The organism is Comamonas aquatica NBRC 14918 (assembly GCF_000739875.1).
Taxonomy (GTDB): Bacteria; Pseudomonadota; Gammaproteobacteria; order Burkholderiales; family Burkholderiaceae_C; genus Comamonas; species Comamonas aquatica.
The window spans coordinates 136,678-157,784 of the sequence record NZ_BBJR01000024.1 but is presented as its reverse complement, the minus strand read 5'-3'; the positions used below and the strand labels follow the sequence as shown (position 1 = coordinate 157,784).

The window sequence follows — 21,107 nt, the reverse complement described above, 5'->3', positions numbered from 1 at the left end:
GGCGTCAACCCTGAACGCTGCGCTGGTTTACAAAACCGGCATGCACACCACACCGACCCTGCAGCCGCTCAGCGGCACCCACATCCTGAGCCTGGCGCTGAACCTGCCCGGCCCCGCCGCCCTCATCCGCTGCCGCGACATGGGCGCGCACTGCACCAAGCTGGAGCCCCCCGCGCCCGCCGCACAGCCCAGCGCCGACCCCATGCACAGCTACAGCCCCGCGGCCTACGCCCAGTTGCATGCCGGCATGCAGGTCCTGCACGCGGACCTGAAAAGCACCGCCGGCCAAGCCACGCTGCACCAGGCGCTGGCGCAGACCGACGTGCTGCTCACCTCGTTCCGCCCCGCTGCCCTGGACAAGCTAGGGCTGTCCTGGGATAGCCTGCACGCCCGCCATCCACGGCTGTGCATGGTGCGCATCTTCGGCAGCACCGACCCCGACGAGGCCAACCACGCCGGGCACGACCTGACCTACCAGGCCCAGGCCGGCCTGACCGATGACGGCCACCTGCCCGCCAGCCTGTTCGCCGACATGGCCGGTGCCGTCATGGGCAGCGAGGCCGTGCTGCAAACCCTGCTGCAACGCGGCCACAGCGGCCACGGCCACTGTCTGGACGTCGGCCTGGCCCAGGCCGCGCAATGGCTGGCGCTGCCGCGCCACTGGGGCATGACCACCCCGGGCGGTGATGTCGGCGGCGCCCACGCCGGCTACCGCATGTACCGTTGTGCCGACGGCTGGGTCGCCCTGGCGGCGCTGGAGCCGCACTTTGCCCAGCGCATCGCCCAGGTCGCAGGGCTGGTGCAGCGCGACGGCAGCCTGCCCAGCATGCACCACAGCGGCTCCCACGCCGCACTGGAGCGCTTTTTCGCGCTGCAGCGCTGCGAACAGCTGGCAGCGATGGCAGCACAAAGCGACATCCCCCTACATGTAATTCCAGTCCGAGACAAATAATCTTTGTCAATCAGGAGGCATTGATTTGAACCTATGACCTGAGCCTTTGCGCAAGCAACGAACTATCTCCATCGCCCTGTGGCCTGACCCGGATTGGGATCGCCCGATCCCCGAGACGGCCCCCACCCTGGAGTTTCCAGTGCCGAGCAATGACCATCGCACGATCCACCATGGCAGGTTTCTGCCTGGAGGCCATGCACCAGTCCCCCATCTGCCGGCCCAAGCTGGCAGCGGGCGCCGTGCATCCCTGGCCTTCCACTGCGGGGAGTACGCTTGATGCCAAGCCAGACCTCTGCCAGCAAAGCCTACACCCGGCGACGCTGGCTCTTCATCACCGCTGTTGGCGTCCAATTGCTGGTGGCCTGCATCAGCATCGTGCTGATGACCTCGGTGCGCGTCGTGGTGGGTGGCGAGAGCCTGTGGAGCAAAGGATTCAACGCGGCAGCCTTGCACCTCAACCAATACGCAGAAACTGGCAATACCCAGGATTTTCTGGATTTCCAGGATGCGCTGACGACACCGCTGGGCGTCGGCCAGGCGCGTGAAGCACTGGACGAAGGCGACCGCCACAGCACGCGCATCCGCACCGGCTTGTTGCAGGGAGAAAACCACCCGGACGACGTCGACACGCTCTTGTATGCACTGCCCTGGGTATGGACCCTGGACGTGCTGGCACCCACGCTGACGATCTGGCGCAGCGGCGATGCCCATGTGCAAGCCCTCAACCAGTTGGGCAAGGACATCTACAACCACAGAAACTCTGGGCGCCCGGTGACAGACCAGACGATTGCATCCTGGCACGAAGAAATCAACAACATCAGCACCACCGTGGTCCCGCTGGCCAAGAAATTCAACGCAACGCTGGCCAGCAATGCCCGCGATCTGGAATGGCTGCTGATCTTTGTGAACATCTTCACCGCCGCCTTGCTGTGCACCATGCACTGGCTCGCCATCCAGAAAGCGATTGTCGAAAACCGCAAAACCAGCAGCAAGCTGGAGACCGAGCGCCAGCGCAGCAGCACCACCCTGGCCGCATTGGGCGACGGCGTGCTGAACCTGGACGAGCAGCACCGCATCCGTTACGCCAACCCCTCCGCATCGCGGCTGCTGGACCTGTCGCAAGGCCATCTGCTGGGCCAGGACATCCAGACCATCCTGCCGTTTGCCACCGAGGTGCTGGTCAAACACCTGGCAGGCCCCAAACAGCCGGGAATGGCCCCACGTCGCGACGACAGCGTGCACTGGATCCGCCGCACATCGGGCGACAACGTGGCCGTCCACGTCAGCGCCACCACGCTGGATGGTGAAAATTCCGGCACCGTGGTGGTTCTGCACGATGTCTCGCAGGAGCAGAACTACATGCGCATGCTGCAATGGCAGCAAAGCCACGACCTGCTGACCGGCCTGGACAACCGCGCGACCTTCGAGAAATACCTGCAGCAGGTGCTGGGCAAGCACCAGGCCAGCCTGCTGCACCTGAACCTGGACCACTTCAAGATGATCAACGCCAGCTACGGCCACGCAGCGGGCGACGAGATCCTGCGCCAGGTCTGCCAGCAACTGCGCCTGGTGCTGCGCGAAAGCGATGTGCTGGCGCGCGTGGGCGGCGACGAGTTCGCCGTGCTGCTGACCCACTGCCCACCCCATGCCTCGATGCAGTCGGCCGAGCGCTTGCGCCAGTCCATCCACAATCTCAACGTGCAGTGGCGCCAGCACAACCTGCACACCGGCGTCAGCATTGGCGTGGTGCACATCGACCCACAGCAAAGCAGCGATCCGGCCAGCCTGCTGGGCATGGCAGAAAGCGCCTGCAAGCACGCCAAGGAAAGCGGGCGCAACCGCATCACGGTCTACAACCCGCATGACCGTGCCTTCCAGCGCTACCAGGGCGACATGGAATGGGTGCAACGCCTGCGCAACAGCCTGGAAGAAGACAAGTTCACCCTGTTTGCGCAGACGGTCTACCCGCTGCACCCCGAGGACCAGGGGGGGGTGCACTTCGAAGTGCTGCTGCGCCTGTCCGATGTCCCTGGGCAACAGCTGTCGCCGTCCGAATTCATCCCGATCGCCGAGCGCTACGACCTGATGAACCTGATTGACCGCTGGGTGGTGCGGCACGCCCTGCAACTGCTGAAGACGCACCTGGCGCAAGGCGCCGACATTCGCACCTGCTCCATCAACCTGTCCGGCTCCAGCCTGGGGGACAGCGACCTCACCGAGTTCATCCGGCAAAGCATCCTGGAGTTCGGCATCGCCGGCGACAAGCTGTGCTTTGAGATCACCGAAACCAGCGCCATCGCCAGCATGGACAGCGCCATCGCCATGATCACCGAGCTGCGCAAGCTCGGCTGCCGCTTCTCGCTGGACGATTTCGGCTCCGGCATGGCCAGCTTCCGGTACCTGCAACAGTTGCCCGTGGACTACCTCAAGATCGACGGCAGCTTCGTGCGCGACATGCTCAAGAACCCCAGCAACTTCGCCATGGTGGAGGCCATCGGCCACATAGGCCACGTCATGGGCAAATCCACCGTCGCCGAATTCGTGGGCGACCAGGCCACCTTCGACGCCCTGCGCAGCATGGGCATCGACTACGCCCAGGGCTACTACATCGCCACGCCGGTACCGCTGGACACCACCTACTTCCAGCACGCCCACCAAGCCCCACAGCAGCGCAGCCGGGCCACCGCGACCCCGGCACCACGCGACTGAGGCCGCCCACAAAAAAGCCAGCACAAGCGCTGGCTGGTGGGGTCAGCGCCTTCAGCGCTTGGGCTTGGGTTTGCCCCCTGCTGCAGGGCGTGGCTTGACGCCCGGGCGCGGCGGCAGCCCGGTGTGCTGGGTCAGCAGCTTGCCGGGACGCGGTGCGGTGCCACGCACCTCGGCCCCGCGGAAGCGCACATCGCTCTTGGGCTCCAGCAGGGCGTGTTCGTCCTGCTTGCGCGGGCGCAGCGCCACGGCCTTGCCATCCTGGTTGGTGGTATAGCCCAGGCCGGTCTTGCCACCTGCCGAGGGCGTGCTGTTCTTCTTGCGCGCGCTCTGGTAGCTGCCGTCCACCATGGGCTGGAAGGTCGGAATCAGGTGGTGCTTGCCGTTGCCGATCAGATCGGCACGCCCCATGGTCTTGAGCGCATCGCGCAGCAGCGGCCAGTTGTTGGGATCGTGGTAGCGCAGGAAGGCCTTGTGCAGGCGGCGGCGCTTTTCGCCGCGCACAATGTCCACGGCTTCCTCGTCCCGGTCGCGCATTTCGCGGCGTACCTTGGTCAAGGTGTTGCGGCCGCTGTGGTACATGGCCGTGGCCGTGGCCATGGGGCTGGGGTAGAAGGTCTGCACCTGGTCGGCGCGGAAACCGTTCTTCTTCAGCCAGATGGCCAGGTTCATCATGTCCTCATCGCTGGTGCCGGGGTGGGCAGCGATAAAGTACGGGATCAGGAACTGCTTCTTGCCCGCCTCTTCGCTGTACTTCTCGAACAGCTGCTTGAACTTGTCGTAGCTGCCGATGCCGGGCTTCATCATCTTGGACAACGGGCCGGCCTCGGTGTGCTCGGGCGCGATCTTCAGGTAGCCACCCACGTGGTACTGCACCAGCTCGCGCACGTATTCGGGCGACTTGACGGCCAGGTCGTAGCGCAGACCCGAGCCGATGAGGATCTTCTTGATGCCCGGCAGCTTGCGCGCGCGGCGGTAGATGTTGATCAGCGGGCCGTGGTCGGTGTGCAGGTTCGGGCAGATGCCTGGGAACACGCAACTGGGCTTGCGGCAGTGCTTCTCGATCTCGGGGCTAGAACAGCCCAGGCGGTACATGTTGGCGGTGGGGCCACCCAGGTCGGAGATGGTGCCTGTGAAGCCCTTGACCTTGTCGCGGATGTCCTCGATCTCCTGGATGATCGAATCTTCCGAGCGACTCTGGATGATGCGGCCTTCGTGCTCGGTGATCGAGCAGAAGGTGCAGCCACCAAAGCAACCGCGCATGATGTTAACCGAAGTGCGGATCATCTCCCAGGCCGGGATCTTGGTCGCACCTTCGTGGCTGCCGTGCTCGTCGGCATAGCTGGGGTGCGGGCCACGCGCGTACGGCAGGCCGAACACCCAGTCCATCTCGGCCGTGCTCAGCGGGATGGGCGGCGGGTTCAGCCACACATCGCGCGCCGTCGCGCCCTCCCCGTGGGCCTGCACCAGGGCGCGGGCGTTGCCGGGGTTGGTCTCCAGGTGCAGCACGCGGTTGGCGTGGGCGTACAGAATCGGATCGCTCTTGACCTGCTCGTAGCTGGGCAGGCGCAGCACGGTCTTGTCGCGCGGGGGCTGCTTGGCCTTGCTGCGCAGCGACAGATTGGGCATGAACTGGATGGGCTGCACGGCCGGCATCGCCGATTCAGCAGAATTTTGACCTGTAGCGCACGCTGCGCCTGCGCTGGGTGCTACACCATTTGTAGCATCTTCCTTGGAGCAGCTCTGGCCCTGGGCCGCGGCCTGCTCGCTGGTGGTCATGTAGGGATTGATGTGGGGCTCGACCACGCCGGGCTCGTCCACCACGGAGGAATCCACCTCGAACCAGCCGTCTTCGGAGCTGCGACGGAAGAACGCCGTGCCGCGCACATCGGTGATGCTCTCCACCGGATCGCGGCGGGCAATGCGGTGTGCCACCTCGACCAGGGCGCGCTCGGCGTTGCCATACAGCAGGATGTCGCACTTGCTGTCCACCACGATGGAGCGACGCACCTTGTCGCTCCAGTAGTCATAGTGGGCAATGCGGCGCAGCGAACCCTCGATGCCGCCCAGCACGATGGGCACATCCTTGTAGGCCTCGCGGCAGCGCTGGCAGTAGACGATGGCCGCACGGTCTGGGCGCTTGCCGCCGACGTCGCCGGGGGTGTAGGCATCGTCGCTGCGGATCTTGCGGTCCGCCGTGTAGCGGTTGATCATGGAATCCATGTTCCCCGCCGTCACGCCCCAGAACAGATTGGGCTTGCCCAGGGCCTTGAAGGCCTCGGCGCTCTGCCAGTCGGGCTGGGCGATGATGCCCACGCGGAAGCCCTGGGCTTCCAGCACCCGGCCGATCACCGCCATGCCGAAACTGGGGTGGTCCACGTAGGCATCCCCGGTCACCAGGATGATGTCGCAGCTGTCCCAGCCCAGCTGATCCATCTCTGCCCGGCTCATCGGCAGAAACGGGGCCGTGCCAAAGCGTTTCGCCCAGTACGGGCGATAGCTGGTCAGCGGCTTGGCATCGCGCTGAAAAAAGGAAACATCAATCGGTGCGTTCATCGAGGGATTTCGTGCGGGAAAATTCAACCCGCCAGTGTACGTTTGACCCTCCAACATTGGAGGCTGTAGGCTTATAGCGCTGCAACCAGACGATACGCTGGGCGTACCCAGACCTGCCCGGCTGTGCCGCCTTCCCTTTTTCGCCTCTTCATCCAACCATGAGCATTGTCGTCTTTCACCTGCACAACGCCCAGCCCGCTGCCGAAGCCCCTGTCTGGGTGCCGCAGTGCCATGCCTACAGCGACAGCGCCATGACCCAGGCGCTGGCCCACTGCCAAAGCCTGCGCGCCGACCCGCGCAACGCCCATGTCTGCATCTCGTCCGACCTGAGCGAGATGGTCGGCACGCTGGGCGTGGCGGCGGTGGAGAACGGCTGCACTCCCGATGGCGAACCCTACGACTGGAGCAAGGCCGGCCGCGCCGGGGCCGTGCGCCGCCGCTAGGAGCCGGACATTCATCATCAAATCGGCGTTTTGCGCAGTACCAGCAATCGCTGACTGCTATGGTTCTCGTCAGCCCTGAGCGAGAGAGTCGGCACCCTGGGCGTGGCGGCGGTGGAGAACGGCCGCACCCCCGATGGCGAACCCTACGACTGGAGCAAGGCCGGCCGCGCGGGTGCCGTGCGCCGCCGCTAGGCGCCGGAGATTCACCATCGAATCAGCGTTTTGCGCAATACCAGCAAGCGCCGACTGCTATGGTTCAAGAATTTTCCTGGGGTGACTTGTCCACCGCGGCCTTCCAGCCGAAATGCTGCAAGCCCGGCAGGGCGGCCTGCGCAGCGGCATAGCCCGCGGCCACGGCCTCCTTGGCGCGGTGAAAATCCAGCAGCCCCATGTCGGACAGCCTGGGGGCGATCACCAGCTCCGGCGGATCGCCCGCCATGCGGCTGCGCGTGATGCGCATCTGCATGATGTTGACGCTGGTCATCGCCACATCCAGCAGCGAGGGAATGGGGATCGCATCGCTGGCCGGGGTGGCGCGCCCGGCACGCCGCCCCCGCAGGCGGCTTTGCAGGCGCGCCACCCAGGCCGCGCTGTGCGCATCCACCACCTCCGCTGGCTGGCCGGCCGTCTCGTCGGGCTGCGTCGCCACTACCCCCAGGGGGTGCATGTGGCGGTGCAGCAAGCTGGCGTTCAAATCCACGGCGATGACGATGTCCGCGCCCATGGCGCGCGCCAGCGAGGCCGGCACCGGGTTGACCAGGCCACCATCGGCCAGCAGCCGCCCCTCGCGCACCACCGGGGTGAACAGGCCCGGCATCGCGATCGAGGCCCGCACCGCGTCGGCGATGGAGCCATGGCGCAGCCAGACCTCGGCGCCCGAATGCAGGTCGGTGGCGACGGCGGCAAACGGCAGGGCCGAATCCTCGATGTTGAAATCTGCGAAATTGCGGCGCCAGAAGCTGATCAGCTTCTCGCCCTTGAGCATGCCGCCCGACAGGTTGAAGTCCATGAAGCCGAAGACATCGCGCATGCCCAGGCTTTGCACCCAGTCGGCAAACCGCTCCAGCTCGCCGGCGGCATAGGCCGCGCCGACCAGAGCACCGATCGAGGCGCCACAGACCACATCGGGGCGGATGCCGGCTTCGTCCAGCGCCTGCAACACACCGATGTGCGCCCAGCCGCGTGCCGAGCCACTGCCCAGCGCCAATCCAATCTTCGGGGTGCGCCGGGCCAGTGTCATGCTCAGTTCTCCGTAGCGTTCAGTAGGGCCAGCATGCCGGCTTCGTCCAGCACGGGCACACCCAGTTCCTGGGCCTTGGCCAGCTTGCTGCCGGCCTCGGCCCCCGCGATCACATAGCTGGTCTTCTTGCTGACCGAGCCGCTGACCTTGGCGCCGGCCGCCTCCAGCAGCTCCTTTGCGGCATCGCGCCCCAGGGTGGGCAGGGTGCCGGTCAGCACCACGGTCTTGCCTGCCAGCACCTGCGGCGCCTTCTGCGCCGGTGCGCCCTCCTCCCAGTGCACGCCGCAGGCGCGCAATTGCTCCACCACCTCGCGGTTGTGGGGCTGGGCGAAGAAGGTGTGGATGCTTTCGGCCACCACCGGCCCCACGTCACGCACCTGCAGCAACTGCTCGACGCTGGCGTCCATGATGGCGTCCAGCGTGCCGAAATGGCGCGCCAGGTCCTTGGCCGTGGCCTCGCCCACATGGCGGATGCCCAGGCCGAACAGGAAGCGGTTCAGCGTCGTGGACTTGGATTTCTCCAGCGCTGCCAGTACGTTTTGGGCCGATTTTTCAGCCATGCGATCCAGCGAAGACAGCGCGGTCAAGCCCAAGCGGTACAAATCCGGCAAGGTGCGCACCACATTGCCATCCACCAGTTGGTCCACCAGCTTGTCACCCAGGCCTTCGATGTCCATGGCGCGGCGCGCGGCAAAGTGCAGGAGGGCTTCCTTGCGCTGCGCCGGGCAGAACAGCCCGCCGGTGCAGCGGTGGTTGGCCTCGCCGGGTTCGCGCACCACCTCCGAGCCGCAGATCGGGCAGGCCTTGGGCATCTGGAAGTTGGGCACGTAGACCGGGCGCTCGCCGGGCACCTTACCCACCACCTCGGGGATCACATCACCAGCGCGCCGCACAATGACGGTGTCGCCCACGCGCACGCGCTTCTTGCGGATTTCAAACAGGTTGTGCAGCGTGGCATTCGTCACCGTGACCCCGCCCACGCTGACCGGCGCCAGCCGCGCCACGGGTGTGAGCTTGCCGGTGCGCCCGACCTGCACGTCGATGCCCTCCATGACGGTGGGCATTTCCTCGGCCGGGTACTTGTGCGCCACGGCCCAGCGCGGCTCGCGCGTCACAAAGCCCAGCTGGCGCTGCAGGGCCAAGCTGTTGACCTTGTAGACCACCCCGTCAATTTCATACGGCAGGCTGGCACGCTGCTGGCCCAGCTCGGCATGGAAAGCCACCAATTCAGGAGCACCCCGCGCAATGCAGACCTGCTCTGCCACCGGAAAACCCCAGGTGCGCAGCTGCTGCAGCAAGCCATAGTGGGTGCTGAACACCGGCCCGCCCTGCTCGGGCGGGGTCACCTCGCCCACGCCGTAGGCAAAGAAGGACAGCGGCCGTTGCATGGCGATGTGCGAATCAAGCTGGCGCACCGAGCCCGCCGCCGCGTTGCGCGGATTGGCAAACAGCTTGCCGCCGGCGGCTTCTTGGCGCGCATTCAGTGCCTGGAAGTCGGCACGGCGCATGTAGACCTCGCCACGCACTTCCAGCACCGGGGGCACGCCGTCCGGCAGGCTCAGGGGGATCTGGCGGATGGTGCGGATGTTGTGGGTCACGTCCTCGCCCACCTCGCCGTCGCCGCGCGTCACGGCGTGCACCAGGCGGCCCTGCTCGTAGCGCAGGCTCATCGCCAGGCCGTCGAACTTGGGCTCGGCCACGTACTCCACGGGCGGTGCGGCCAGGTCCAGCTCCAGCTCGCGGCGGATGCGTGCATCAAAGGCCTCGGCGCCCGAAGCCTCGTTGTCGGTTTCCGTGCGGATGGACAGCATGGGCACCACGTGGCGCACCGGCTTCAATCCCTCCAGCACCGCACCGATGACCCGCTGCGTGGGCGAATCCGGCGTCTGCAGCGCGGGGTAGGCGCCTTCCAGAGCCTGCAGTTGCTGGAACACGCGGTCGTACTCTCCGTCGGGCACCGAGGGCGCATCCAGCACATAGTATTCATGCGCCCACTGGTTCAGCTGGGCGCGCAGCTGCTGCACCTTGGCAACAACGGTTTCAGGAGCAGCAGGCGTAGGCTGCTCGGGCGCTGGAGCGCCAAAAAGGTCTAGATTGTCGTGCATGCCGCCTCAATTGAACAGACGGCGCGCCAGCATGGAGCCGGCCGACAGTTCACGGCTGTCGAGCTTGTCGTACAGCTTTTGCAGGTCGGCCTCGATCGGATCCAGCACCTGGGGCAGCAACTGGTAGCCGTTCTGGTCGCACAGCATGCCGTCCATGCCTTCGCACAGCACCTGCACCACCTGGCGCAGGCGTGCAAACGGCTCCTCGGTGCGCGGCACCTGGGGCACATCCAGGCTCAGCCAGACCTCGTGCACGGCCGTCTGGTCCAGGTTGTCGGCTTGGGCTGCCTGGGCGTCGTAAGCCAGGGTCAGCAGCGGCGCATGGCCGGGCGTTTCGGACGGCAGCAGCATGCGTCCGGGCATGGTGGCCGGCACGAAGCCGACGGCCGCGGCGTGCTGCTCGATGTAACCGGGGCTCCAGGCCGCGCGGCGCGGGCGCAGCATGAAGCTCAGCTGCGCATCGTGCTCGCCGGCGAACTGGTCCAGCTCGCGCGCGCGCGCCACTTCGTGAAGCATGTCGGGCAGGTCCACGGCGGCATTCAGCGCATCGCCAAAGCCCTGCACCTTGGCCGCGAACTCGGAAAATTCGATCTCGTTGAGCGCACCCAGGCGGTTGGCCAGCTGCACCCCGGCCTGAAACGCCGTGTAGCGCTGGCCGGCACGCACGGTTTCCCATTCCTGGGTCGCGGCGTTCAGGCCTTCAATGCGGAACTGCTTGCTGCCGGCGCGGCGCGTGGTGGGCTGCACCATCAGGGCGGCATCGCCGGTGACCACGTGCTCCACGCGCAGCGGGGCAATCGCGTCGATCAGGCCATCCAGCGCCAGCTTGCGCTCGGCCGCTGCCGCAGGCGACACGGCCACGGCCGCACCGCCATCCACTGCGGCCGTGGCCGGGGCAGCGTCCAGCGCCGGGTCGGCGGCCAAGATGCCGGCCTGCGCCTCTTGCGCGGGCGCGGTATCCAGCAGGGGGTCGACCACCGGCGCGCGGTGGCTGGGTGGCAGATCGGTCACATCCACGCCGTCCAGGGCCGGGTCAAAGCGCGAATGCCCCTCGCCCAGGCGCATGTCTCCGTCTGCATGCTGCGCGCGCTTGGGGGCATTGCGCCGGTGGGTCCAGGTGTTGTAGGCCACGATCAGGCCCAGCAGGATCACCCCCACCACGGCCAGACTGATTTGAAGGGTACTCATGGAATTGCTTCGTCCCGTAATCCGTTGACTCAGGCGTGGGCCATGGACAGGGCCGATTCCATGTCCACGGCCACGATGCGCGAGACACCTTGCTCCTGCATCGTCACACCGATCAGTTGTTGCGCCATTTCCATGGCAATCTTGTTGTGACTGATGAACAGGAACTGGGTTCCCTTGCTCATGCTGGCCACCAGTTTGGCATAGCGCTCAGTGTTGGCGTCATCCAGCGGCGCATCCACTTCGTCCAGCAGACAGAAGGGCGCGGGGTTGAGCTGGAAGATCGCGAACACCAGCGCAATCGCCGTCAGGGCTTTTTCGCCGCCCGACAGCAGGTGGATGGTCTGGTTCTTCTTGCCCGGTGGCTGGGCCATGACCTGCACGCCGGAGTCCAGAATTTCATCACCGGTGATGATCAGCTTGGCCTGCCCGCCACCGAACAGCTCGGGGAACATGCGGCCAAAGTGCTCGTTGACCGTGTTGAAGGTGCCCGACAGCAGCTCGCGCGTCTCGTTGTCGATCTTCTTGATGGCGTTTTCCAGCGTGGTCATGGCCTCGGTCAGGTCGGCCATCTGGGCATCCAGGAAGGTCTTGCGTTCCTTGGCCAGCTGCAGCTCTTCCAGGGCTGCCAGATTGACCGCGCCCAGGGCCGCGATCTCGCGGTGCAGGCGGTCGATTTCAGACTGCAGGCCGTGCAGCTTGACGTTGCCTTCCAGGATGGACTGCGCCACCGCCGCCAGGTCGGCCCCGGCGTCGGCCAGTTGCTGCTCGTACTGGGCACTGCCCAGCGAGGCGGCCTGCTCCTTGAGCTGGAATTCGGTGATGCGCGCGCGCATCGGGTCCAGCGCGCGCTCGATCTGCACGCGGCGCTCGTCACTGGCGCGCAGCTTGTTGGTCAGGTCTTCATAGGCGCTGCGCGCGGTGGCCACGGCCTGTTCGCGCTCCATCTTCAGCGCCAGCGCGTCCTGCAACCCGCCCTGGGCTGCGGCATCGTTCAGGCGCCCTTGCTCGGCCTGCGCGCGCTCGCGCTCTTCCAGCAGCGCCTTGGTCTGCTGCTCGGCCGTCTCCAGGGTGCGCTGCAACTCACCTTGGCGCGCCTGCATGCTGCGCTGGCTGAACGTGGCTTCTTGCGCGCGGCGCTCCAGCGTGCGCAGCTGCTCCCGGCTTTCAGCCAGCTTGCGCTCGGCCTCGATCACGCGGTCGTCCAGCTGGGCGTGCAGCTCCTGGCTGTCGGCCAACTGCATGTCCAGCTCTTCAAAGCGTGCCTCGGCGGCCACGGCGCGCTCCTGCAACTCGTCCACCGCAGCCTGCACCTCGGCCACGTCGGCCTCGATCTGTGCCGTGCGCGCGCGCGCCTGCTCGGCCTGCTGCGTCAGGCGCAGCATGTCCACCTGCAGTTCGTGCGCGCTCTGCTTGGCCTCGGTGGCCTCACGGCGCGCGCTGACCAGCCGCTGCGAGGCATCGGCATAGGCGGCTTCGGCCTTGGCCAGGGCGGTGCGGGTCTCTTCGCTGATCAGGGCCTGGGCGCGCAGTTCTTTTTCCAGGTGTTCGATCTCCTGGGCGCGCGCCAGCAGGCCGGACTGCTCCGAATCCTGCGCATAAAAACTCACGCTGTGCGCCGTCACGGCATGACCGGTGGGCACATAGATGGTGTCGCCGGGCCGCAGCTGCGCCCGGTGGCTCAGTGCCTCGTCCAGCGAAGCAGCGGTGTAGCAACCGGCCAGCCATTCGCAGAGCACGGCCTTGAGACCCGCGTCGGTCACGCGCAGCAGGTCGGCCAGCAGGGGCAGACTCTGGCTGGTCAGCGCAATGCTGGCATCGGGCCGGGAGTAAAACGCCAGGCGCGCCGGCGGGGCATCCTTGGCGCCGGCCCCCAGGAAACCGCGCACCATGTCCAGGCGGCTGACTTCCAGCGCGCCCATGCGCTCACGCAAGGCCGCCTCCAGGGCGTTTTCCCAGCCGGCTTCCACGTGGATCTTGGTCCACAGGCCCTGCAGGCTTTCCAGCCCATGCTGGGCCAGCCAGGGCTGCAGCTTGCCATCGGTCTTGACTTTTTCCTGCAGCGCCTTGAGGGCTTCCATGCGCGCGGCCAGCTCGGCCTGCTTGGACGTTTCGGCATTCAGGGCCTGCTGGCGCTGGCGCCGCTCGTCATCCAGCTGGGGCACGCTGTCCTGCAGCTCCACCAGCACCGCCTCGGCCATCTCGGCCATATCGGCGGCGTCGGCGTACTGGGCGCTGACTTGCTGCAGCCGATCTTCGTCGGGGGCAGCCAGCGCATTGCGATCGTTGCGCAGCCGCTCCAACCGGGCTTCGTGCTGGCGGGTTTGCTCGTTCAGGCTGCGCTGCTCGGCAGCCAGCACCTGGATCTGCTGCTGCACCTGCACCACCTGCTGGCGCTGGGTATTGGCCTTGTGCTGGGTGGCGCGCAGCGCGTCTTCGAGGTCCGGCAGGCGCTGGCTCTGCTCTTCCAGCTGTGCGGCCAGCATTTCGGCCTGCTCTTCGGCGTCCATGCCGCTGGCGGCCAAGTGCTCCAGCTCGGCCTCGGCATCGTCCTTGCGCTGCGCCCACAGGGCAATCTGCTCGGCCAGCTGCTGCATGCGCTGCTCGACACGCTGGCGGCCCTCGACCACGTAGCGGATCTCGGCCTCCAGCTTGCCCACCTCGGCCGTGGCTTCATACAGTCGCCCCTGGGCCTGGTTGACCTGGTCGCCGGCCTCGTAGTGCGCCTGGCGCACGGCTTCCAGGTCGGCCTCGATGTGGCGGATTTCCGCCATGCGGCTTTCCAGCTCGTTGACGGCCTGCAGACCTTCCTGGCGGATCTTGGCCAGATCGCCCTCAGCGTCCTGCTTTTTCAGGAACCACAGCTGGTGCTGCTTGAGCGTCACGCTGGACTGCAGCGTGTTGTACTGGGCCGCCACCACGGCCTGCTTTTCCAGCTTGTCGAGGTTGGCGTTCAGCTCGCGCAGGATGTCCTCTACACGCGTCAGGTTCTCGCGCGTGTCGCCCAGGCGGTTTTCGGTCTCGCGGCGGCGTTCTTTGTATTTAGAGACACCTGCCGCCTCTTCCAGGAACAGGCGCAGCTCCTCGGGGCGCGACTCGATGATGCGGCTGATGGTGCCCTGGCCGATGATGGCGTAGGCGCGCGGGCCCAGGCCGGTGCCCAGGAACACGTCCTGCACATCGCGGCGGCGCACCGGCTGGTTGTTGATGAAGTAACTGCTGTTGCCATCGCGCGTGAGCACGCGCTTGACGGCGATTTCCGTGAACTGACCCCATTGGCCGCCCGCGCGGTGGTCGCTGTTGTCGAACACCAGCTCCACGCTGGAGCGGCTGGCTGGCTTGCGGTGGGTCGTGCCATTGAAGATCACGTCCTGCATGCTCTCGCCGCGCAGCTCGCTGGCCTTGCTCTCCCCCAGCACCCAGCGCACGGCATCCATGATGTTGGACTTTCCGCAACCGTTGGGGCCGACCACGCCGACCAACTGGCCCGGCAGCAGGAAGTTGGTGGGTTCGGCGAAGGATTTGAAGCCGGAAAGCTTGATCGAATTAAGGCGCACGGAGGTCGGGTCGGAGAAGCAGACGTGGCAACAGTGGAAACCAGAGGCCGATGATAACGCGCCTGCTTACAACTGCCGCCCGGGCTTCGGCGCGGACTTTGTAACAAAAAAGGCTTTTGCGCAGGTGCAGCCAGCGCGTTCAGCTCTCAATTCAGGAGTTGACGGTCCGCGAGGGTTCTCACACCGGGCGCGGTGCCAAGGCGATGATGGCCATGCCGCACAGGCAGACGGCGACACCGGCCCATTCCCAGGCCGTGGGGCGCAGGCCGTCCACCAGCCACAGCCAGACCATGGCCACGGCGACGTAGACACCGCCGTAGGCGGCATAGACCCGACCGGCGGCGGCCGGGTGCAGGGTCAGCAACCAGACAAAGGCCACCAGGCTGGCGGCGGCCGGCAGCAGCAGCCAGGCGCTGCCCCCTTGCTTGAGCCACAGCCACGGCAGGTAGCAGCCCACAATCTCGGCCACGGCGGTCGCCACGAACAGGCCCGCCGTCTTGAGCAGCCCCCCCAGGCTGCCCACCCAGACCGCCTCAGACATGGCTGCACTCTGAACGTGCCGCGCCGTAGGCCCGTGTCCAGGTCTCGAATTCCGCAATCGGCTTGGGCTGGCTGAACAGGAAGCCCTGCCAGTAATGGCAGCCGCTGGACGCCAGGAATTCGCGCTGCGCCTCGGTCTCCACGCCTTCGGCGATCACCTGCAGGCCCAGGCTGTTGCCCAGGGCGATGATGGAGCGGGCGATCGTGGCGTCGTTGGCGCTGGACAGCACCTCGTAGACAAAGCTCTGGTCGATCTTGAGCTTGTCCAGCGGCAGGCGCTTGAGGTAGCTCAGCGACGAATAGCCCGTGCCGAAATCGTCCAGCGAGAAGATCACGCCCATGGCCTTGAGCTGCACCATCTTGCGGATGGTGTCCTCGACATCGGCCAGCAGCATGCCCTCGGTCAACTCCAGCTCCAGCATGCGCGGCGGCGCGCCGGTGACGCGCAGGGCCTGCTGCACCTGCTCCACAAAGCTGGGCTGGTAGAACTGGCGCGGGCTGACGTTGACCGACATGGTCAGGCCCGCCATCTGCGGGTCCTTGGCCCACTGCGCCAGCTGGCGGCAGGCGGCGTACAGCACCCATTCGCCCAGCGGCAGGATCAGGCCGGACTCTTCCGCCGCCGGCACGAACACGCTGGGGGAGATGAAGCCCTTGACCGGGTGCTTCCAGCGCAGCAGCGCCTCAGCACCGATCACCTTGTCCTTTTGCACCTGGGGCTGGAAGTACAGGTCGAACTCATGGCGCTCCAGGGCCAGGCGCATGTCCTTTTCCATCTCGACCCGGGCACTGACGGCCTTTTGCATGCGGGGATCAAAGAACTGCAGCGTGTCGCGGCCCGCGCTCTTGGCCTGGTACAAGGCCAGGTCGGCGCGCTTGAGCAGCTCTTCCACGGTGTCGCTCTTGCCACTGAACACCACGGCGCCCATGCTGACGGTGACGTGAAAGTCCTGCGCCCCCAGGTAGAACGGCGTGCGCAGCGCCTCCAGCACCGCGCAGCCCACCTGCTCGGCGCGGCGCCCTGCCTCCAGCGGCTCGCTGGGCAGGTCCTCCAGGACCACGGCGAACTCGTCCCCCCCCTGGCGCGCCAGGGTGTACTGGCCCGCGATGCAGTTGCTCAGGCGCGTGGCCACCAGACGCAGCAGTGCATCGCCATGCTGGTGGCCCAGGGTTTCGTTCAGGGATTTGAAATTGTCGATGTCCAGCAGCAGCAGCAGTGCACCCTTGCCCCCACCCGGGCGCTGGCAGCGGGACACGGCCTCGGCCAGCCTCTCCAGCAGCAGGCGGCGGTTGGGCAGCTGGGTGAGGGTGTCGTAAAAGCCCAGCCAGCGGATCTCCTCTTCCGCAGCCTTGCGCTGGCTCAGGTCCACAAAGCTCAGCAGGATGCGCCCGCCCAGGAAGCGGCCCGACACCTCGATAGGCAGCTCCTTGCCATCCTTGCTGCGCAGCAGGTATTCGGCCGCCGGCATATTGACGCCGGTGGGCACCACCTCGCAGCGCCCAGTGTTCAGGCGCTGCAGCAGCGCGGCATGCTGCATGGCGTCCACGCACAACAGGCGCCACAGCGTGGTTTCGTCGGCCATGTCGCACTGCGACCAGCCGGTCATCACCTCGAACTGGTGGTTCACGAACTCGATGTTGCCGCTGGGCCCGACCACCACCAGCCCCACCGGCATGTAGCGCAGCATTTCGCTGGAATAGGCTTCGCGCGCGTGCAACTGCGCCTGCAGGATCTGGCGCTCGGTCACGTCCAGCAGCAGCACGATCTGGCGCCCCATGGACTGGCCGGTGTTGTCCACCACGGGCGAGACCCAGACCTCGGCCCAGACCTCGCTGCCATCGGCGCGCACCATGCGCTGCGTCACCGTGAAGTGGGCCAGACGGCCGGCTGCCAGTGCGCCTTCCAGGCGCTGGAACTCGGGGCGCTCCTCGGGGTGCAGGATCTGGTAGAGATCCATCATCTCCAGCGTCTTGGGGTCATAGCCCACAACATCGGAGAAGCGGCTGTTCACGCTGAGGTAGCGGCCAGTGCCGGGCTCGATCTCGGCCACGCCGATCGCAGATTGGTGCAGCAACGCCTTGAGGCGGTCGCTTTGCTGGCGCAGCAAGTTGTGCTTGACGCGGGTCTGGAATTGCGCGCGCAGCCGCTGGTGCGACAGCACGGCCACCAGGGCCGCCAGCACCAGGGTCGCGCCCAGCCCGCCAATGCCGACAATCATGGGATAGGCGCTTTCCAGCGCCGACAGCACCTGGGGCTGGGGGGCAAACTCCAGCGACCAGATGCGCCCCGAGACCAGCAGCTCATGCTGCACTTTGGGGGCACTGGCCGGCAACTTTGCCCAGCCATCGCTCACATAGATGGGCAGGCGCGGTGTGCGGCTGGTGGCACTGCGGTGCGAAGCCGAGCCCTGGTCGTGGATCGACACCAGCCCCTGCTCCAGCCCCCCACGTGACATGAAATGCTCCAGCAACTGGTCGGCACGCAGGCCCATCGCCAGAATGTCGCCCTGGTGCACCGCGGCGGACCGGGCCGAGGCCGACCACATCGGCATGCCGATGACCACCCGCTGCGGCGAGGCATCACCGCCCAGCAGCGCGAACGGCTCGCTCATGCTGGGCTCCAGGCTTTCGGGCAGCCGGGCCCACAGCTGGGTCAGCGCTTCCAGGTTCTGGGCGTTCTCGCCCATCCAGACATCGGTGCTGCGGGTGGGCCAGACATCGGCCATTTCATAGCCGGCCACGGCCGAAGGCATGCGCCGCACCAGGCTCAGGAATTCCACGCCCGGATAGCGCTGCGCATTGAGCTGGGGCAGCAAGGGCGAAGACAGGCTCTCCGGCGATTTGCCGAGCACGGCCATGCCATAGACCAGCTCGCCATAGGCATCCATCTTCTGTTCCAGCGCACTGCTGAGCTGCAGGGCCTGCTGCTCCAGACGCTCCAGTGTCATGCTGGCCCGGTGCGCTTCCAGGGTGTGCCACAGGCCCAGACTCAGGGCACCACCCACTGCGCAGACGGTCGCGGAAAGCCACCACAGTTGCAATCGCTGTCGGAACTTAGAGCGAAGTTTCATGAATCACTAGAGCTGTGCCGCAATGCAGGCATGCAATTGCTAACAAAATTTAACCGGAGCGATAGCATAACCTTGGCTCAGGTCCTGTTTGTGCAAACCAAACTGCTAAATAACCCTGAGTGAACCGCGCTCACAGGGGCTTGAGCCGAGACTGGTGCTCTGTGAACAAATGCTTCAGTAGTTTCCATACCACTTGGATGCGCGGCACACCCTTGGCTTCCTCGGGCATGGACATCCAGAAACTCCGCTCGAACCGCGCCTGCTCAGGCAGCACGCGCTGCAGCAGCGGGTCCCGGTCGGCCAGGAACGCCGGCAGCACCGCCAGGCCTGCGCCGGCGCGCACGGCCTCGTACTGCGCCGCAATGCTGGTGCTGCGGAACACGAAATGGGTGGGCTTGTACAGCTGCGACAGCAGTTGCAGCTCCTGCGAGAACAACAGGTCGTCGACGTAGTGGATGAACTGGTGGTGGCGCAGGTCCTCGCTGCTGTGCACCAGCGGCTTGCGCGCCAGGTACTGGCGCTCGCCATACAGATACAGGTGGTAGTCGGTCAGCTTGCTGACCACCACCGTGCCACGCTTGGGCCGCTCCAGGGAAATGACGATGTCCGCTTCGCGCCGCGACAGGTGCATCAGCCGGGGCAGCGCCAGCAGATCCACCGACAGCTTGGGGTACTGCAGCGACAGGCGCGACAGCGGCGCGGCCAGCAGCTGCACACCCAGCCCCTCGGTCACGCCGACGCGCACCAGCCCGGCCACCGCCGCATGCTCGGCATCGCTGTGCTGCGCCAGGTGCTCAATGCCGCTGGCGGCCTGCTCCATGGCCTGCACCGTCGGTAGCAGCTGGCGCCCGGCCTGGTTGAGCTTGTGCCCCGTGGCATCGCGCACGAACAGCGGGGTACCCAGCTGGTGCTCCAGCGCCTGGATGCGCCGGGCCACGGTGGTGTGCTCCACACCGAGTGCGCGTGCCGCCCCCACCAGCGTGCCGGTGTGGGCCAGGGCCGCAAAGAAACGCAAATGATCCCAATCCATGCCCACAGTATGACTGTGCATTTATGCAAAGCCAAGGTGCGTAAATGCGTATTGCTTTGGCAGTTTTGCACACCTAGCATGTCCTCCATGGTCGGACGAATGCACCGCAGCCGCTGCCAAGCCCACCTGATTCCTACAACACCCTGGAGACACGCACCATGAATGCACCTGCTTCCCAAGCCGTCCTTGCCCCGACCGTCAAACTGCTGATCAACGGCCAGCTGGTCGAATCCAAGACCACCCAGTGGCGCAACGTGGTCAATCCGGCCACCCAGGAGGTGCTGGCCCGCGTGCCCTTTGCCACCCCCGAGGAAATCAACCTGGCGGTGAGCAACGCCAAGGAAGCCTTCAAGACCTGGAAGAAGACCCCCATCGGCACCCGCGCCCGCATCTTCCTGAAGCTGCAGCAGCTGATCCGCGAGAACATGAAGGAGCTGGCCGCCATCCTGACCGCCGAACAGGGCAAGACCCTGCCCGACGCCGAAGGCGACGTCTTCCGCGGCCTGGAAGTGGTGGAGCACGCCGCCAACATCGGCAGCCTGCAGCTGGGCGAGCTGGCCAACAACGTGGCCAATGGCGTGGACACCTACACGCTGAACCAGCCGCTGGGCGTGTGCGCCGGCATCACGCCGTTCAACTTCCCCGCGATGATTCCGCTGTGGATGTTCCCCATGGCGATTGCCACCGGCAACACTTTCGTCCTGAAGCCTTCCGAGCAAGACCCCATGGTCACCATGCGCCTGTGCGAACTGGCGCTGGAAGCCGGCGTGCCCCCCGGCGTGCTGAACGTCATCCACGGCGGTGAAGACGCGGTGAACGCCATCTGTGACCACCCCGACATCAAAGCCATCAGCTTTGTGGGCTCCACCAAGGTCGGCACCCATGTTTACAACCGCGCCAGCCTGAACGGCAAGCGCGTGCAGTGCATGATGGGCGCCAAGAACCACGCCATCGTCCTGCCGGATGCCAACAAGGAGCAGTCGCTGAACGCCCTGGCCGGCGCCGCCTTTGGTGCGGCCGGCCAGCGCTGCATGGCGCTGTCGGTGGTGGTGCTAGTCGGGGAGGCCCGCAACTGGATCCCAGAGCTGGTGGCCAAGGCCAAGACCTTGAAGGTCTCCGGTGGCACCGAGCCCGGCACTGACGTCGGCCCCGTGGTCAGCTGCGCTGCCCTGTCGCGCGTGGAAAGCCTGATCGAACGTGGCATTGCCGAAGGTGCCGTGCTGGAGTTGGATGGCCGCAAGCCCCAGGTAGCCGGCTACGAGAAGGGCAACTTTGTCGGCCCCACCATCTTCAGCGGCGTCAAGCCCGGCATGAGCGTGTACGACCAGGAAATCTTTGGCCCCGTGCTGTGCATTGCCGAAGCCGCGGACATCGATGAAGCCATCGCCTTCATCAACGCCAACCCCAACGGCAACGGCACGGCCATCTTCACCCAAAGCGGCGCCGCTGCGCGCAAGTTCCAGGAAGAGATCGACGTCGGCCAGGTCGGCATCAACGTGCCAATCCCTGTGCCTGTTCCCCTGTTCTCGTTCACCGGCAGCCGTGCCTCCAAGCTGGGCGACCTGGGCCCCTACGGCAAGCAGGTGGTGATGTTCTACACCCAGACCAAGACGGTCACCGCGCGCTGGTTCGACGACTCGACCACCAGCCACGGCGTGAACACCACCATCAGCCTGAAGTAAGGCCTGCGCAAAGCATAGCTGGCAGCGCTGGTGCAGATTG

Annotated in this window: 12 protein-coding genes; 4 read left to right on the top strand and 8 right to left on the bottom strand. The window is 66.1% G+C overall.

Features of this window, described 5'->3' with window-relative positions; genetic code table 11:
- The first annotated feature begins 40 nt into the window (after positions 1 to 40).
- On the top strand, positions 41 to 952 hold the full coding sequence (locus CA2_RS03685) for a CoA transferase (RefSeq protein ID WP_042412770.1): 912 nt from the start codon (positions 41 to 43) through the stop codon (positions 950 to 952).
- Between the two features lie 276 nt (positions 953 to 1,228).
- The gene (locus tag CA2_RS03680) at positions 1,229 to 3,661 is read left to right on the top strand and encodes a putative bifunctional diguanylate cyclase/phosphodiesterase (protein WP_042412768.1); all 2,433 of its coding nucleotides are present in this window, start codon (positions 1,229 to 1,231) and stop codon (positions 3,659 to 3,661) included.
- 51 nt (positions 3,662 to 3,712) lie between these two features.
- Here the strand turns inward: CA2_RS03680 and CA2_RS03675 are convergent, their stop codons facing one another.
- Entirely contained in the window at positions 3,713 to 6,214 is a 2,502-nt protein-coding gene (locus CA2_RS03675) for a YgiQ family radical SAM protein (RefSeq protein ID WP_042412766.1), read from the bottom strand.
- 158 nt (positions 6,215 to 6,372) lie between these two features.
- Here CA2_RS03675 and CA2_RS03670 point away from each other — a divergent pair, with 158 nt between their 5' ends.
- Positions 6,373 to 6,657, top strand: coding sequence for a hypothetical protein (locus CA2_RS03670; RefSeq protein WP_042412764.1), 285 nt, complete (start codon positions 6,373 to 6,375; stop codon positions 6,655 to 6,657).
- A gap of 256 nt (positions 6,658 to 6,913) precedes the next feature.
- On the opposite strand, the gene rssA is transcribed toward CA2_RS03670, so the two are convergent.
- The 7 genes from rssA to CA2_RS03635 all read right to left on the bottom strand — a co-directional run bounded on the left by rssA (position 6,914) and on the right by CA2_RS03635 (position 19,385).
- Positions 6,914 to 7,897, bottom strand: coding sequence for a patatin-like phospholipase RssA (gene rssA, locus CA2_RS03665; RefSeq protein WP_042412762.1), 984 nt, complete (start codon positions 7,895 to 7,897; stop codon positions 6,914 to 6,916).
- 2 nt (positions 7,898 to 7,899) lie between these two features.
- Positions 7,900 to 10,002, bottom strand: a complete 2,103-nt coding sequence (gene ligA, locus CA2_RS03660) for an NAD-dependent DNA ligase LigA (RefSeq protein WP_042412761.1) — start codon at positions 10,000 to 10,002, stop codon at positions 7,900 to 7,902.
- Positions 10,003 to 10,008: 6 nt separating this feature from the next.
- Entirely contained in the window at positions 10,009 to 11,190 is a 1,182-nt protein-coding gene (locus CA2_RS03655; RefSeq protein WP_042412760.1) for a cell division protein FtsZ, read from the bottom strand.
- A 29-nt stretch (positions 11,191 to 11,219) separates the two neighbouring features.
- Positions 11,220 to 14,744: a chromosome segregation protein SMC gene (smc, locus tag CA2_RS03650; RefSeq protein ID WP_042412759.1), complete on the bottom strand. Its 3,525-nt coding sequence runs from the start codon at positions 14,742 to 14,744 to the stop codon at positions 11,220 to 11,222.
- Between the two features lie 178 nt (positions 14,745 to 14,922).
- A complete protein-coding gene (locus tag CA2_RS03645) occupies positions 14,923 to 15,285 on the bottom strand; it encodes a YnfA family protein (RefSeq protein ID WP_042412758.1) in 363 nt (120 codons plus the stop codon).
- Positions 15,278 to 18,355, bottom strand: coding sequence for a bifunctional diguanylate cyclase/phosphodiesterase (locus tag CA2_RS03640; RefSeq protein ID WP_042412757.1), 3,078 nt, complete (start codon positions 18,353 to 18,355; stop codon positions 15,278 to 15,280). Before CA2_RS03640 ends, CA2_RS03645 begins: the two co-directional genes overlap by 8 nt.
- A gap of 130 nt (positions 18,356 to 18,485) precedes the next feature.
- A complete protein-coding gene (locus CA2_RS03635) occupies positions 18,486 to 19,385 on the bottom strand; it encodes a LysR family transcriptional regulator (RefSeq protein WP_042412755.1) in 900 nt (299 codons plus the stop codon).
- Between the two features lie 158 nt (positions 19,386 to 19,543).
- Between CA2_RS03635 and CA2_RS03630 the strand changes: the two genes are divergently transcribed.
- Entirely contained in the window at positions 19,544 to 21,067 is a 1,524-nt protein-coding gene (locus CA2_RS03630) for a CoA-acylating methylmalonate-semialdehyde dehydrogenase (protein WP_042412754.1), read from the top strand.
- Positions 21,068 to 21,107: the final 40 nt, after the last annotated feature.